11 protein-coding genes are annotated in these 15896 nt (G+C 34.1%); 1 reads left to right on the top strand and 10 read right to left on the bottom strand.

What is annotated here, in order from left to right:
• Window positions 1-64: 64 nt before the first annotated feature.
• Entirely contained in the window at window positions 65-442 is a 378-nt protein-coding gene (locus QLS31_RS06730) for a hypothetical protein (RefSeq protein ID WP_282743220.1), read from the top strand.
• Window positions 443-604: 162 nt separating this feature from the next.
• On the opposite strand, the gene QLS31_RS06725 is transcribed toward QLS31_RS06730, so the two are convergent.
• From QLS31_RS06725 to QLS31_RS06680, 10 genes are all read right to left on the bottom strand, one after another.
• Window positions 605-2509, bottom strand: coding sequence for an alpha/beta fold hydrolase (locus QLS31_RS06725; RefSeq protein WP_282743219.1), 1905 nt, complete (start codon window positions 2507-2509; stop codon window positions 605-607).
• A 135-nt stretch (window positions 2510-2644) separates the two neighbouring features.
• Window positions 2645-3193 (bottom strand): PepSY-associated TM helix domain-containing protein, encoded by a 549-nt coding sequence (locus QLS31_RS06720; RefSeq protein WP_282743218.1) that lies wholly within the window; start codon window positions 3191-3193, stop codon window positions 2645-2647.
• Window positions 3194-3340: 147 nt separating this feature from the next.
• Entirely contained in the window at window positions 3341-5557 is a 2217-nt protein-coding gene (locus QLS31_RS06715; protein ID WP_282743217.1) for a TonB-dependent siderophore receptor, read from the bottom strand.
• Between the two features lie 474 nt (window positions 5558-6031).
• Window positions 6032-7027, bottom strand: coding sequence for an FAD:protein FMN transferase (locus QLS31_RS06710; RefSeq protein WP_282743216.1), 996 nt, complete (start codon window positions 7025-7027; stop codon window positions 6032-6034).
• Between the two features lie 116 nt (window positions 7028-7143).
• Window positions 7144-9342, bottom strand: coding sequence for a PepSY domain-containing protein (locus QLS31_RS06705; RefSeq protein WP_282743215.1), 2199 nt, complete (start codon window positions 9340-9342; stop codon window positions 7144-7146).
• A 92-nt stretch (window positions 9343-9434) separates the two neighbouring features.
• Complete coding sequence (locus QLS31_RS06700; protein ID WP_282743213.1) at window positions 9435-9917, bottom strand: DUF2271 domain-containing protein; 483 nt, start codon at window positions 9915-9917, stop codon at window positions 9435-9437.
• A gap of 86 nt (window positions 9918-10003) precedes the next feature.
• Window positions 10004-11509: an ankyrin repeat domain-containing protein gene (locus QLS31_RS06695; RefSeq protein ID WP_282743212.1), complete on the bottom strand. Its 1506-nt coding sequence runs from the start codon at window positions 11507-11509 to the stop codon at window positions 10004-10006.
• 290 nt (window positions 11510-11799) lie between these two features.
• A complete protein-coding gene (locus tag QLS31_RS06690; RefSeq protein WP_282710316.1) occupies window positions 11800-12945 on the bottom strand; it encodes a PepSY-associated TM helix domain-containing protein in 1146 nt (381 codons plus the stop codon).
• A gap of 63 nt (window positions 12946-13008) precedes the next feature.
• Entirely contained in the window at window positions 13009-15156 is a 2148-nt protein-coding gene (locus QLS31_RS06685) for a TonB-dependent siderophore receptor (RefSeq protein ID WP_282743211.1), read from the bottom strand.
• A gap of 189 nt (window positions 15157-15345) precedes the next feature.
• Window positions 15346-15825 (bottom strand): DUF6265 family protein, encoded by a 480-nt coding sequence (locus tag QLS31_RS06680; RefSeq protein ID WP_282710313.1) that lies wholly within the window; start codon window positions 15823-15825, stop codon window positions 15346-15348.
• Window positions 15826-15896 lie beyond the last annotated feature (71 nt).

Here is a 15896-nt window from a genome sequence, read left to right as displayed (position 1 = left end):
GCACTTACTAAAATATTGTTAATATGTTTGTAATGAGATTCTCAATTAATAATTTAGTATAGAAATGAAAAAAATATATAGTCCGGCTTATAGACAACATTATTTTGAAGGATATTCAATTGGTTTGAATCCATTTTTGGAATTTAATTATGCAAAAAGGAATGAAGCTTTTATTGCTGGATTTGATTCTGGGAGATCAGATTATGAACGGATGAACGGATGCGTTAGTGATGGAATTCCGGAATGTATTGTAACTAATAAAATTCTGGAAGATTTTCTTCTGTCGGGTTTACTCGGCTTAAGTATTGATACGGAGGGCTATACTTCGTATCAGATGAATTTGATAGCAAAATGGTATCAAAGTGGTGTAGAAAAATACGAACCAAATCAAAGTATTGCCCTTTTTGAATTACTTGAAAAAAATGGAATTCAAATAAATTAAGCTTTTTATGAAATTGCTCGCCGCTTAAATTGGTTGCAATTCAAAAATTTCCCTTAGATATAAGTATTGAACTAATAATGATAGACTCAGAAGGTTTACATTAAAAAAATCCATCTCATTTATAACGAGATGGATTTTTTTTTTGAGCATACTTAATTATTTCTATTTCTTAGATTTTAGGTATTTATCCAAGAAGAGTAATGTGGTTTTTGTTGTCGCAATTTGGTTTTCCTTTTTTTGAAATCCATGCCCTTCATCTGGATATACTACATATTGAACCGGCACTCCATTTTTCTTTACTCCTTCTACAATTTCATCACTTTCTACAGGCAATACTCTTACATCATTAGCCCCTTGGAAAACAAGTAATGGTTTGTTTATTTTATCGTAATTGTATAATGGCGATATTTTTTTCAATCGAATACTATCAGCAGTATACGGATCTCCCATTTCGTCATAGAGCGCTTTGCGGAATGATTCCCAATAAGGAGGAATACTTTTTAATGTTCTGGGCCAATTTGCAACGCCAAATAAATCGATACCTACTTTAAATTCTTCAGGATGAAATGCTAATGCGCCTAAAACCATGCATCCGCCATAACTTCCGCCGTAAATACCAATAGCATTCGGGTCAATATAATCCTGTTCTGTTAGCCATTTTTTGCCCCAAATACAGTCTTTTAAATCTCCGTTACTATGATCTTTATTATCCATTTTGTAAAATGTTTTTCCATAGCCACTGCTGCCGCGATTGTTTACGGCCAAAACCGCATATCCTTTATTAACCAGATATTGTATGGTGTTTGAATATCCAATGCGACTTTGTCCTCCAGGTCCTCCGTGTACCCAGATTAATGCTGGAACTTTATTGTTTTTAGAAGCTTGTAAAGGCTTATAATAAATAGCTGGTATTTCTTTGCCATCAAAAGATTTAAAACGAATCACTTCGGCTTTTGCAAGGTCGTCTTGATTGATTTTTTTACTTAGAGTGGAAGTCAGTTGTTTTAGTTTTTTGGAAGGAATATCATAAAGATATAAGTTTGGAGAGCTGGTACTGCTTCCTACAGTCAGCAATAATTTATTTTCACTATTGGAAATGATTACATTTATTACATCACCATCATCAAAGTCAGGTAACTTTAGCGGTTTTCCGGTTGCATGTTCAAAAAGGAGTACTTTGTTTTTCCCGTCATTGTTCACAAAAACAATATGGTATTTTTCTTTTTCGCTTAAAGACATATACATTACATCCCATTTATCTTTGAAAATTTCTTCTGATTTTCCGGTATTGATATTGTATTTGAGTAACGAACTGAATTCTTTGTCTTCATTACTGGTATAATAAAAAATGCTGTCATTTTTTTCAAAAGCCATTGGACTCCAATTTGCTTCTTTGTCGTTACTGAGACGTTTAGTTGTTTTGGTTTTACTATCGTATAAATACATTTCGTTTTTATCCGTAGTGATTTCTTTAGTAAGTGCTATATAACGTTCCGTTTTACTAATTACTGATGGGGTTAAACCGGATTCGTTTTGGTATAAAATGGTAGGTTTCCAAGTTAGAGTGTCTAATTTTAAAATATCAAAATACTTTACATCTCGCTTGTTACTGTTTATATACATACTTTTTTTGTCTTGGCTCCAGCCATTGAAACTATTGGCGCTATTTGCCCAAGGAGTGATGTCTTTTGGAGTACTACTTTTACGATCCATTAGGAATAAATGAGAATTCTCATTTCCTCCTTCATCAGCCGAATAAATGAATTTAGAACTTCCCGGTAAATAATCTACAGTATAAATACTTTCTTTAGTAGATTTTGTCAATGCTATAGCGGTAGTATCTGCGAGAGATAACTCATACGCATTGTAGATTCCGGTTGTGTTATTGTTTATTAGAATTTTTGTTTCATCGTCATTGAACCCTGATGCACTTATCGATTTGGTATTGTAAAAATCTTCCAAGTCATATTGTTCAGGCAAACGTGCTTCTTCCTTTTTTTTCTCATCCTTACATGATGAAAGTATCATGATTAATAAAGCCCCAAATAAAATAGATGTTTTTTTCATAATTTAAAATTTGTTAAGTCATTATATATCAATTGTTACTATCAAATATATGAAAAAAATAACGCTTTGGTGAAAAATAGAAAACCCCGTCTATTTCTAAACGAGGTTTTTGAATTTTATGTGTTAAATTGAATTTTATCCCAATAAAAATAGAAAAATCAATGGAAAAATTACTCCGGCTACTGCGAGTTTCCAACCTCTGTTTTTCCAACTGAATTTTCCGGCTTTGATCATTATTGTTCCTGTCAAAGCGATGATAATTAAACTGATGGCAAAAATATCAGAATAATAAATCCAGAAATTAGAAGTGTTTTTATGCAATTTCATCGCCTGACTAATTATTGGTGTTTTTACAAAAGAGATGATTTCTCCTTTTCCGGTTTTCATATCAATTTCGACATCGTGGTTTTCAAAAGAAATTTTAAATTCTCCTTTTTTCACTGTGTGACGTCTCATTTTGTCATCGATGCCCAGTTGTTTACCTAAATCTTCAGAAAATTTTTCGTTGATTTCACTTTCCTCCGGCAATTTCACTTCGATTGCTTTTGTTTCAGTAGTATATTTTTCTGGATGCCAAGCATCTCTGTGGTTCATCAAAAGTCCAGAGAAGGCAAATGATACAATAAGTCCAATATAAAAATAGCCTAAATCACGGTGCAAATTTCTGAATTTTATTTTTTTCATAATTTTTAATTTAATGAGGGAATCGTATTTTTATTCTTTTGCAAATACAATTTTTTAGTTCGTTAAAATAACAAAAACTTTTTCTGCTTTTCAAAAAAATGAAATTGGCAGAAAAAGTTTTGGATGAAATAAAACCAAACTTTGGTTTTAGAATTTATATTTTAAACTTGTCAATATTTGACGCGGTGCAATTGGATTGATACTGTAGTTTTCGTGTACCGTGTAATTCAACTCATTTGTAATGTTTGACAACCTACATAAGATTGAGATTTTTTTCCAAGTATAACCTGCAGAAACATCGATTGTAGTATACCCACTCATTGGAATTTCTCTGTCATTGATTGTTTGAGCTCCAGTATTAGGATTAATTACAACTAGATTATTCCAACCTCCAAGACGGTCACCAATGTAGTTCCCGATTGCTCCAAAAGAAACACCTTTTAATGCTCCGGCTGGCAAGGTATAGAAAAAGCTTAAATTAGCGGTATTAGCTGGAGTTCTTACCACACGATCTCCTTCAATAGTACTTCCGTTTAATCCTGATGTTTTGGTATAACGCATATCGTTGTAGCTGTAACCGGCAATGATGTTTAAGCCTTCTGTAGGTCTGGCTGTAATATCAATTTCAATTCCTTTGCTAGTAGTTTCTCCGTTCAAGACTTTTATAGTCGTATCAGTATTGTTTGATCCATCAGCTTTAAATTCTGCTGTTTGTGCCAAATTGCTGTTTGTGATTTGGTACGCAGTAATATTTGTACTCAAAATACCTCTCCAGAAATCTTTTTTAATACCTGCTTCATATTGGTCTATGATTGAAGGTTTTATTGGTTTTAAATCAACTGTAGTTCCAGTATTTGGTGTAAATGAGTTAGAGTAGCTGGCAAACAAAGACATCTCTTTTGTTGGTTGATACACTAATCCAAATTTTGGAGAGAATGCCTCATCTTTACGTATTGGAGCTTGAGTTGTCAAGCTGTTGTTGATTACTTCTGCTTCTTGCCAAGACCAACGAATACCCGCTAAAAGCTTAATTTTTTCTGTAAATGAAATCAAATCTTGTGCATAAACCCCAAAACGATTAGTATCAGTGCTTACTATTCGGGTAAGCGTAGAGTTTGGTTCATCCATTCGCTGTGTTGCAGGGTCGAAAGTAAATATATTTACAGTATCATAATTAGTAGGACTAAAGGCAAAAGTATATGCTTGAGCAAAAGAGTTTTCAAAATCTACACCTGTAAACAATTGATGTTTTATTTTTCCGGTGTTGAAGTTTCCTTGTATGCTTAATTGATCTCCAAAAATTTGTTCAGTACCTTTATTCTGTCCTAATGGTCTATTGAAATTTCCATAAGGATTAGCTGTTGGAGATATTACAATACGTTCTGTAGCTTTTGATTCTCTGTCGAAATTTTGAAAAGAAGCATTGAAATTTAATTTCCAGTTGTCATTAAAACTGTGATTAAGTAATGCGGAAGCACTTGCTGATTTTGTTTTTCCATTTGACCATAATGCACCATAATAGTTACTGCGTGGCACATCAACAATTTCTTTTCCTATTACTCCAGTTCCAAAATCTGGTGTCCAATTGCTTTTCAAGTAATCTCCTTGTACTGTAATTTGAGTTTTATCAGTTACATTAAAAAGGAAGGAAGGATTGATGTATAAACGTTCGTTTTTCACAACATCTCTAAAACTTTCTGAATTTTCGTAAGAACCAGTAAAACGATATGCAATATGTTTATTTAATGGTCCGTAAAAATCTACAGCTGGTTTATAGTAAGCAAAACTTCCTGCTTGCATAGAAATTTCTCCACCACTTTTGAAAGATGGTGTTTTGGTAACTAAATTTAAGATTCCTCCCGGAGCAACGTTACCAAATAATAAAGCCGCACTACCTTTTAAAAATTCTACTTTTTCCAAAGAAGAAACCTCTGGAATGGACCCAGCATTATAGCGAAAACCATTTTTAAACATATTGTTGGCTGACATATCATAACCTCTAGAGTAAAATGATTCTTGAGCGCCACCACGTGCAGAACCTACATAAACACCATTGGCATTTTTCAGTACCTCACTCAAACGAATGCTTTGTTGTTGTGCTATAATTTCAGATCCAATAACTTGTACACTTTGTGGAGTGTCCATTGGTTTTAAACCTGATCTCAATGCTGAAACTGGTTTTTTCTCCTTGTTGGCTGTGATAATAACTTCTTTTAGTATCCCTCCTTTTTTGTTTTTTATAGTGTCAAATTCTGAAGAAGTAGTTTCATCATAATTTTTATCACCAGAAGCATTTGCTGATTCTTGTGCTAGACAGGATAAACTGAATAAAAGTGTTAAAGTTGGAAGTAAAATATATTTCATGATTGTTTATTTGGAATAATTAAAAATAACGATGCAAATATAAAACCCAAGTATGGATTTGCAAAACTTATTTAGATTAAATATTAATAAAAATTAAAAATATATTTAACGTATTGTTTTTTAGTATTTTATATTTTTATTAAAGAGCCATTTTTACCTCAAGTTTCCTTTTTTATGGTCTTTGTCTTGTTAAAATTATTTTTTTTACCCTGTAAATTCTGAAATTCTTCTCTTGAAAAGTGTTTGAAGATCTTTTATGTTAAATTTTGTTAAAGCAATTTGCAAATACCATGGTTGAGGAGGACATTTTCGGTGCTGCAAATTTTAAGGATTAGCACCTTTTTTAAAAGGGAATGCTTGATTTGTGGAATTCGTGTCAAAACAGAATATTGGAATTAACCATTCCGAACTACAAATACGAAGCCTGTCTTTGTAGTAATAGTATTTAATTTCGGAAGTTTAAACTTAGAATCATTAAAGTTTTGCCTTAAATTTCTTGATTCGGAAGTTTTTTGATTTCACTACTTTTCCATCATCAGTAATTATGATGCAGCTGTAATCAGGATATTTGTTGAGTAAAAGCAGTCCTGCTGTTTTTCCTAAAACCATTAGCGAAGTACTCAAACCGTTAGCCGTTTCAGCATTTGGTCCAAAAACCGTTACACTGCACAAGCCCATTGCCGGATAGCCCGTTGCCGGATTGATGATATGTGAATAGCGTTTGCCGTCAAAAACAACAAATTTCTCATAGCTCCCTGAAGTGGTTACTGCATCTTGTTTTAATGGAACAACAGCCAGAAGTTTTTCGGGATGAAAGGGGTTGGTAATTCCTATATTCCAAGGTTTCCCGTTAGGTTGCTTTCCCCAAGTGCTCATATCGCCTGATCCGTTTATAATTCCGGCTTTGATGCCTTTTGCAAGCATCATATCTCGGCATTTATCGGTGGCATATCCTTCTCCTAATGCTCCAAATCCAATCTTCATTCCTTTTAGTTTTAGGAAAATGGTAGATTGAACGCTATCTAAAACAATATTTTTATAGCCCACTTTTTCAACCGATTTTTTAATGGCTTCCGCTGATGGCATCGCAGTCATGGAACCGTCAAATTTCCAGATTTTATCCATCGCTGCAAAACTGATGTCAAAACCGCCATGAGTTACTTCAGAAAATTGAATCGCTCTTTGTGTTAATTCAAAAACTTCTCTATCCACTTTTACTGGTCGAATACCCGCATTTTGGTTCACTTCAGATACTTGTGAGTCCGATTTCCAATCAGAAATTAAATTTTCGATTCGGGTAATTTCTGCAATAACGGCGTCTATATTTTGTTCTGCCGATAGTGAATCTTTGGCAACAATGCTAATATCAAAACGACCTCCCATCAAGAGCGTTGTTCTTTTGCGTAAGACTTGGCTGTGGCTTGTGAAAGCGCAAATTAGTAAAAGGAGAAACAGGAATTGGAATTTCATAATAAAAGTATCAGTGTTATTGCGAGGAACGAAGCAATCGCACTAGCATAAGCATATAAGTTGAGCAACTAATGTGATTGCTTCGTTCCTCGCAATGACAAAGTAACATAATTCCACTAATAACAATCCGTCAACACTTGTCCATTCGCTTTATAAGCTGCAATTTCCATACTTGTTCTGGAAAGACATAATTCATCAAGAACAGCTTCTACATCTTTTTGCATAGCAAGCGAACCGCAAATCATTACAACGCCTCCTTGTTCTAACAAATCCATGAAAAAATCAGCGTCACGTTTGATTAAATCCATCACATAATTATGGTCTGCTTCACGGGATAAAGCCAAATGAAAACTTTGGAGTTGTTGTTTCTCCATCATTTCATCGGCGAATTTTTTATATCCTAAAACAGTTTCGGTTTCCTTTCGAAAGCCGGAATACAAGTGAATTTCGGTTTTTTTCTTGTTTTGTTCTATCATTCCCAGAAAGGGAGCGATACCGGTTCCATTTGAAATTAGTGCCACTTTGGGTGCTTTTTTCGGAAAGTGAAAAGCAGCATTCTTGAGGATTCTGGCTTTTATAATCGAACCAGGTTCCACACCATATAAAAAGCCGGATCCCAAACCTGAAGGATGCAGTTTTACCACTAATAATATATTGCCATTATGGTTTCCGATAGAGTATAAGCGTTCTCGGGTGTCATTTGCGGGATAAATAGCCAAGAGGTCGCCCGACGTAAATTTAGCGCTCCTGCTAGCACGTAATGTGAGTAAAAAAGTATGTTCCGTATCAGAAATAGCGGTCTTGTCCAGTACGACCAGTTTTTCCAAACCTTTTGGAACCTCATTGTATATTGATGGAGTGGAGGAAAGAGAAATTCCTGTTTTGGCACTCCATAATTTTACCCAACCTACAAATTCTTCAGCTGATTTGTCGTTTACGGTTTGTAATTCTAAAAAGTGCTCCGCCCAATTTTGTTTCGCCAATAAAGTGTCAATGTCACGTGCATAACCACAAAAATCAGGATACGCTTTTGAACCAAATCCGACTACCGAAACATTGATTTTGTGCTGTTGTTCGGTTTTGTTAATGAGCGAAATAAATTTGCTCGCATTAGAAGGAGCATCACCTAATCCGTGGGTTGAAGTAAATACGATAAGATGTTCTGCTTTTGGGTAAACCGAATAATTATTCAATTCAGTAAGGAAAGCTTTTTCTCCATGAGCAAGTAATTGTGTGTGAATAGCATTAGCAAATCGTAATGAACTTCCATTTTCAGAACCTATCAGCAAAATAAATGTACTGTCTTCGGGTTTGAATTTGTTTTTAATGCGACTCGATCTTCGTTTCAAAGTCATTGCAAATCCCGAGTAGATAAAAAAGAGAATATTTAAACTCGCTATTCCTAAAATTATCGCCCATAAAATATTGGTTCGACCGGTATGTAAGTTAAGACTCAAATCCGATATTAAAGTTCTCATCGGAAAAGGAGTTTCATTTACAATTGCCCCGGAAACCTGATTGACTTCTATTTCTCGGTCTTTTAATGTAATGATATAATATTCTTCGGGATCATCCGAAAAAGGGAATTCGATTTTTTGAACATCAGCCAGAAGTGTATTTTTAAAAACGGAAGTAGCTGCACTTTTTTCTGCAATAGGCGTAGTTACAGTCGTTTCAGTTTTTTCTTCTGAATCTGTTTTTTCAAGGAAAAAATTAAACTTTTCCAAGGTTAAATAGGTTCCTGAAAGTGCGATAATCAGAATCGGAATCAGCGATAATCGTCCTAGAAAAATATGGTAATATTGGGCAAAATTTTCTTTTACAATTTTAGAAAACAAACTGCGAAGACTTCTTTGTCGGTTGAGTATCAAAGCAAAACCCGAAATGGAAATCAATACTAACAAAAAGGAAATAAAACCAACAAAAAAACGCCCCGTTTCTTTAAGAAATAAAGAACGATGGAGTGCAGTTGTCCATTGGATAAACTCACTTTTTTTGATAGGTTCTCCTAGTATTTTTCCAGTTCTTGGATCAATATAGGCATTGACATCATTATCTTCCTGGTCGATACCTTGCAGGGTAACAAATTGATTGTGGTTTACACTCAATTCCGTTATTTCAGGATAGGTTTTGCGCAATATTGGCAAAGTTTCTCCAAGTGTTATTTTGTCGAAATTTTCTACTTTGTATGGCGGTGTTTTCTCTTGTATGGCATCGACTGCGAGTATGACACCAGTTACGGATGCCAATATCAAAAATGCAGCAGAAAATACTGCCAAAGCCAAATGTGAGTAACGCCAAAAAGAAAGAGTCATTGATAATAAATTTTAACATATAAGTCATATAAGTTTTACGTTTTGTAAAAGCTTATATGACTTATTATGGTTTAATGTAAAAGCTGTTTATTTTATATTTTGTTTAATCTTACGTAACGAATATAACCTTTACCTTCAGTTTTTGCAGCAATTCCTTCTGTTGTAAGCGGAATTTCTAAATCGGCGGTGTAATATTTATGATCTTCTACTGCTGTTTCAAATCGCAATTTAAATCCTTTGTTGATTTTAGCATCTTCAATTTCTATTGTTGTGATGCTACGGTCGCCACCAGTTACTGAAGCTCCAGTTTTGGCGCTGATGTTTTCTGGTTTTTTAGAATAGAATTTATGCCACTCTTTTAGGGTTTTGTACCATTTTTTATCGTCACCCATTACATATAATGTTTTCACATATTCGCCTTTAGCGTTTACAAGTGAAACTACAATATAAGCGCCTTCTCCCATGTAGTTGGACATTTGGAGCATGCATTTGTATTTACTGGTTTGTGCGACAGCTTGAAAGGACAAAAGGAATAGAAACGCTATAGATAAACTAATTTTCAGGATTGATTTCATATGTAGATAATATTTGTTTTAAAGGAATATGGTATCGCCATTCTTCATTATTGTTTGTGATTTTGTATCACGGCAATTTCATACTGTTATTTTAAAAATTCTAGAGATACGTTGTTTTTTGTTAAAGACTCATTTTCTTTTGCCAAGGCATAGGCACTTTCGTCAAAATCAGTGGTGATTTCTTTTTTGGCACCTATGGATATCAGGTATTTTAAGATAGTATCGTCTTTAGAGATCATAGCTGCTTTGTGCAATGCTGTTAAACCATCTTTGTTTTTTGCGTTTACATCGACGCTTAAATCAGTAATTTTCTTTAGCAAAGTTAAATCGCTTTTTGCGATAGCAAAGTGATAAAGCGTGCTTCCGTCTTTTTGAGGAGTGACTACGTTTAATCCTTTATCCTGAAGTAGTTTTATTTTAGCTTCAAAAGGATCTTGTTTTGGTCCATTAGCAGCTTCCGGTCCACGACCTATTGGTCTGTAGGACTGTATTAAGTAATATCCTAAGTTGTTTCCATCTTTGTCTTGAACGTTTGCAGTGGCGCCTTTACTCAATAGTAATGCAACTGCTTCTGGTGTCCCAGATTTCACAGCCATCGTTAATGCCGACTCACCTTTACCATTTTGTATATTGATGTTTTTTACAATTGGCAATAACAGTTCTAGTGCAGCAATTTCTCTTGACCCGGCTGCTGCCATTAATGCAGTATTCCCTTCATTATCGGCTTTGTTGGCGTCTACTCCTTTTGCTAAAAAGTAATTGATGATTTCAGTTTGGTTGGATTTACTTACCAGAAAATGAAGTACAGTCTCTCCTGTTTTGCTGGTTACTGTTGGTTTTAGTTTTAATTCCTCTACCAAGTATTTATAGGTTTCAATTGTGTTTGCGTCTCTACGAGAACCTTGTGCAGCAATAATTAGTGCATTATCAGTGTATTTCACTCCTTTTTCTAGCAGTGTTTTTAAAAGGGTTACATTTCCAGTTCTGGCTGCATAATTAAAGGCCGTATTTCCATCATTATCAATGTCTTTAAGAGACAATCCTTTAGAAACAAAATAGGTAGTAAGTGTCAGGTTTTTGTCCGACGGTATTGCCATAAACAATAGGTTTAGACCGTCTTTATATTTTTTCTTTGGATCTATTCCAGCTTTAAAAAGCGCATCATAAACAGCAGTATTATTTTGACCATTATTGGCTGCAAATGTAATTGGAGTAAAACCTTGGCTATCTTCTAGGTTTATGTCTGATCCTTTGGCTATAAGGTATTCTACGATTGCTGTATTTCCTTTATTAGCGGCCCAATGTAAATAAATACGATTGTCATGAGTAGATTTAGTGACTTCATTTCCGGGTTGTTCCAATAAGAATTTTATTGTAGCTTCAGGTGCATCATTATTAATAGCCATAACGGTTACATCAAAAGCGTTTGGTGTTGATGCTGATGGGCTGTTCCCTTTTGCTATTTCTGCTTTAACTGCGTTTACATCTGGTGTTGTTTTCCAGAAAGACTGCTCCAAAAGTGTATTTTTTTGCTGCGCACTCACAAATAAAGTAGCGACTAAAGCAAATGAAATAAAAAGATTCTTTTTCATAAATGTATTGTCAAGGTTCTTATTAATAGGGAAAGTTTGTTTATTTAATAGTTTAGTTATTTAGAATAAATAAAAATAACGCAAATGTAAAAATAAATAGTATAATAGCAATTATTATTTACCCTATAAAGAGAAATTTTTTATTGTGTTTTTTTATACTTGTTTGCACTATATCTAATTCAAAAAGCATAAGAATTTTTTCAATTATCTATTTAGATATAAAATGAATTGAAAGGTTTAATGCAATTGCTTTAAATAGTTCAATTATGCTTTTTTATTTTGATTTACACTTAAACTGTTGTTGTGTTTTTATTTTTTTTATTTCGTCCCCACCAAATATAGCATCCGGATATTGGCAGACTTGCAATGAGTAAACTACAAAGAAAGGCGAATATTTTCCCCGGTAATCCTAATATGGCTCCGGTGTGAATATCATAATTCATTTTCATGAGGTTATCAGTAACTTTATCAGCTGTTTTTCTGCCCCAAAGATGGGAAACAGTCATTTCTTCCAAGCTGTATTGATCAAAATAGCGGTAGTCAATTTTCCAATACGTTCCTTTGTCACTATTCGCATTGGCGGCTATTGGTGAAAGATTCGTTTCCGGCGGATGAATTTCAATGGATTTAGCTTGAGGATATTCTTTCTGCATTTTAAGCCAAACAGCATCTAATGGTTTTACGATTGTAGTAGTTGCAGTTTTCTGATTTTTTTTCGAAAGAGGTTCTTCATATAATAATGATTTTTCACCGCCGGACACTTTATAATACGAATACGCAAACCATTGAAATCCCCATACTAATCCCGTAATGGCAAAAATAATTCCGATTATCAAGATGTAAAAACCGGTGACATTATGTAAATCATAATTTTTTCTTTTCCATTTCGTACCTTTTTTCCATTTGAACCAAAAGCGTTGTTTTGCTGCACTTTTATTTTTTGGATACCAAAGAATTAAACCCGAAACGAGCAGTATTAGAAATAGTAATGTCGCCGATGCTACAATAGTTTGCCCAATTTCATGAGGCAGCCAAAGATAGAAATGTCCGTCTAGTATAAAAGGGAAAAAACCGTCCTCATTATTGATCGTTTTCAGCACTTTTCCTGTATAAGGATTCATGTAAGTTGTATAGTGATAACTGGGTTCGTAATGAAAGAATATAGCTTCAACAGAATTATTTTTTTCATTGTATTTGATGGCGTGAAGCACTTTATTAGGGACTTCTTTTCGTGCGATGATTTCCAGCTGAGATGGAGGTAGAAAGGATTTATTTTGCGTTTCCACAAAACGATATTCTTCTGTGATGTCCTGTATTTCCTCTTGAAAGGCATACAAACATCCTGTTATGGCGATTATAAAAACAATTAAACCAGAGGACAAACCAAGCCAAAGATGGATTTTTCGAATTGCTTTTTTGAAGTTGTTATTTTTCATTTAAAAAGGATAAAACTCCCCACCGAAATGGGGAGTTTAGTGAAACAAAACCAATTATGAAACTTAAAATTTATAGGTTAAACCCGCAGTTACACTTCTCAAACGCTGAGGAGTTACAGTGGACCAACCGGAATAGTATTTTTCGTTTAATGCATTATTCAATTTTAATGCGATATTAAATTTATCACTCGTATAAGATAAAGCCGAATTCAAAACGGTATAACTTGGCAACTCAAATGTTCCAATATTCGCTCTGTTTAAGGTTTTGTACTCGCTGGCATAGTTTCCGCCAAATCCAATTCCGAAACCTTTTAATTTTCCTGAAGTCAACGTGTAATTAGCCCAGAAATTAACCAGGGTTTCCGGTCCTGCTTCTTCGGGTCTTTGTCCTAAATAACCATCTCCGGGATTGTCTTTGGTAACTTCACTTTTGTTGTTGCTGAATCCGGCAATGATGTTAAATCCTTTGACAGGATTTGCCGTAAAACTCACCTCAACACCTTTACTGTTTACTTCGCCGCCTTGAATGGAGTTGTTGATATTATTGGGATCAGTCATTATTCTATTTTTTACATCAATGTTGTAATAACTAATCGATGCCGAAATAATATCCTTGTACAAGTTTGTTTTTAGTCCAAACTCATATTGATTGGCTTGTTCTGGGTCAAAAGATTCCATTCTCGGATTAGAACCATCCACTTCAGAAACTTCTCGTGGCGTTACATTTACAAAGCCATTCATATAATTAGAGAAAACAGAAACTTTATCTTTAATCAGCATGTAAACCAAACCGAATTTTGGAGAAACGACTGCTTGACTGTTTTCCTCGGTTGCTGTTTTAGATTTGAAGTTATCAATTCTCAAACTCGCCATGGCAGATAATTTATCCGTAATATTCAACACATTCGAAGCATAAGCACTAATAACTTCCGTTTCAGCAGTTGAGTTTCCTTCAAATGAACCTACTAAAAGGTTGTCAACTCCTGCTTGGGTCAAATCTCCCGTATCTGATCCATCGATTAAGGAAACAGTTCCGTTTCCTAACCAACCGGTGCTTCCGTTTATAATATTTGATTTATAATAATCAATACCTGCGACCAATCGGTTTCTTAAACTTCCAATTTTAAAGTCGCCAATGAAATTCTGCTGAATATCAGTTGCCAAAGTTTCTCCGTTTCTTTTAGAAATGTATCTTGAAAAATCATTTCCATTTGATGCGTCAAATAAATACGAATAATATCCGCTTGTTTTACTGTTACTTCTGGATAATACTGTTTGGGAAGTCCATTGGTCAGATAACTTGTAAAACATTTGAGCTTGTAAACTATACGTTGGATTACTGATTGATAATTCGTTTGAAGTAAACGATTTTTTATAATTTCTTTCGAATAATTCGATTGAATTAAAAGATAAAGGAGAATATCTGCTCAAGAAAATCATGGGCGCTTTAGCAGAATTTCTGTTGGTGAATTCTGTATTTATTAAGAATGAAAGTTTATCATTCACTTTATAACTTAGCGAAGGCGCAAAGAAAAATGATTTGCCAAAACCTGCATCTTGAAACGAATTTTCTTTTTGATACGCTGTATTTATTCGAACGGCAACATCTGAATTTAAAGGTACGTTTACATCGGCAGTGATTCGGTCCAATCCATACGATCCTGAAATATAACTTATTTCTCCACCAAAAGTTGAGTATGGCTTTTTAGTGACAGTGTTTATTAAACCTCCGTAAGAAATTAAGCTGCTTCCAAATAATGTTCCCGACGGTCCTTTTATAACTTCAATGTTGTCAACATTTGCAGGATCGATACTTCCGTTATTGATTCCAGGAAGACCATTAATCATGGTAGGCTGAACAGCAAATCCTCTCATAGAAAAATATTCTGCTCCATCGCCGCCACGTCCCGTTGATTCCCAAAGACGCGTTATACCAGTTGCATTTTTCAAAGCATCATTAAAATTAGTCACTACTTGCTCTTTCAATAATTCGCTGGTAACGGTATTGTACACTTGAGGATTTTCGATATTGTTCAAAGGCATTTTTGAAACCGTAGTGCTTTTTTCTCTTTTGTACTTGTATTTGTTGGTGTTTACAATAACTTCCTTTAAGGTTTTAAGAGAATCTTTTTCTTGCTCTTTTTTTTCTTGAGCACTCACTGTTATGCCAATTAATAAAACAGACAGGTAAAATGTATTTATCGTTTTCATTTATTTAGATTAATTAAAAATAATACCGCAAATATAATAGTGCTTTTTGTTTTAGCAAAACTTATTTAGACTAAATATAAATAATATTAAAAAATAATTTACAATAATTTGAAAGTCAGTATTTTACGGCATAAAAAAAACCTTGCTTATTTAGAGCAAGGTTTTGATTGAAACTTAATTGTTAAAGTTTTATTTGATTTTTTTCATCGAAAACTGTTCAGAACTTGATTTTCCTTGTTGGATTCCCGAAATTTTAGCGACTAAACTGTCTGGAGTAATTTGGCTGTAACTGATTTTTTGAGGATAATCGTGTTTCAAATTTTCAAATGATACTTGTTTATCGGTTGCAGTTGTCAATTTGAAAACAACGGGTTTGTCATTATTTTGTCCCTTTACGGTTGCAGTATACGTTAAGTTTTCTCCTTTTTGTTGTAAAATGATAGATTCAAAATGCACTGTATCTTTCTCTTTTATGTAATAGGATTGTGCTTGAAAGGTGCTATCGTTCAATTTCTCCCAATTTTCCGTTAGATTACCATCGGCTGATTTGTTTTCCCAATTCCCCAAAAGCCAACTTGCCGCTTTGATTTTTTCGTTTTTATTGGAATCAGAATTTTTGCAGGAAACAATAACTAGCAAAAGCAGTATAAGAGTTGTTTTTCGAAACATATGTGTAAGTATTTGGTGTTATTTTGAAACGCTAAAGTATAAAAAAATAAAATAGAAAGATTTTTGATTAA

The sequence above is a fragment of the Flavobacterium sp. XS2P24 genome (assembly GCF_030010285.1).
GTDB classification, from domain to species: domain Bacteria; phylum Bacteroidota; class Bacteroidia; order Flavobacteriales; family Flavobacteriaceae; genus Flavobacterium; species Flavobacterium algoritolerans.
This window is presented reverse-complemented; position numbering and strand designations above follow the sequence as displayed.

What these genes read in the sequence shown, in the direction of transcription:
- QLS31_RS06730 (WP_282743220.1), top strand. Translation starts at nt 65, where the DNA reads ATGAAAAAAATATATAGTCCGGCTTATAGACAACATTATTTTGAAGGA.
- QLS31_RS06725 (WP_282743219.1), bottom strand. Translation starts at nt 2,509, where the DNA reads ATGAAAAAAACATCTATTTTATTTGGGGCTTTATTAATCATGATACTT.
- QLS31_RS06720 (WP_282743218.1), bottom strand. Translation starts at nt 3,193, where the DNA reads ATGAAAAAAATAAAATTCAGAAATTTGCACCGTGATTTAGGCTATTTT.
- QLS31_RS06715 (WP_282743217.1), bottom strand. Translation starts at nt 5,557, where the DNA reads ATGAAATATATTTTACTTCCAACTTTAACACTTTTATTCAGTTTATCC.
- QLS31_RS06710 (WP_282743216.1), bottom strand. Translation starts at nt 7,027, where the DNA reads ATGAAATTCCAATTCCTGTTTCTCCTTTTACTAATTTGCGCTTTCACA.
- QLS31_RS06705 (WP_282743215.1), bottom strand. Translation starts at nt 9,342, where the DNA reads ATGACTCTTTCTTTTTGGCGTTACTCACATTTGGCTTTGGCAGTATTT.
- QLS31_RS06700 (WP_282743213.1), bottom strand. Translation starts at nt 9,917, where the DNA reads ATGAAATCAATCCTGAAAATTAGTTTATCTATAGCGTTTCTATTCCTT.
- QLS31_RS06695 (WP_282743212.1), bottom strand. Translation starts at nt 11,509, where the DNA reads ATGAAAAAGAATCTTTTTATTTCATTTGCTTTAGTCGCTACTTTATTT.
- QLS31_RS06690 (WP_282710316.1), bottom strand. Translation starts at nt 12,945, where the DNA reads ATGAAAAATAACAACTTCAAAAAAGCAATTCGAAAAATCCATCTTTGG.
- QLS31_RS06685 (WP_282743211.1), bottom strand. Translation starts at nt 15,156, where the DNA reads ATGAAAACGATAAATACATTTTACCTGTCTGTTTTATTAATTGGCATA.
- QLS31_RS06680 (WP_282710313.1), bottom strand. Translation starts at nt 15,825, where the DNA reads ATGTTTCGAAAAACAACTCTTATACTGCTTTTGCTAGTTATTGTTTCC.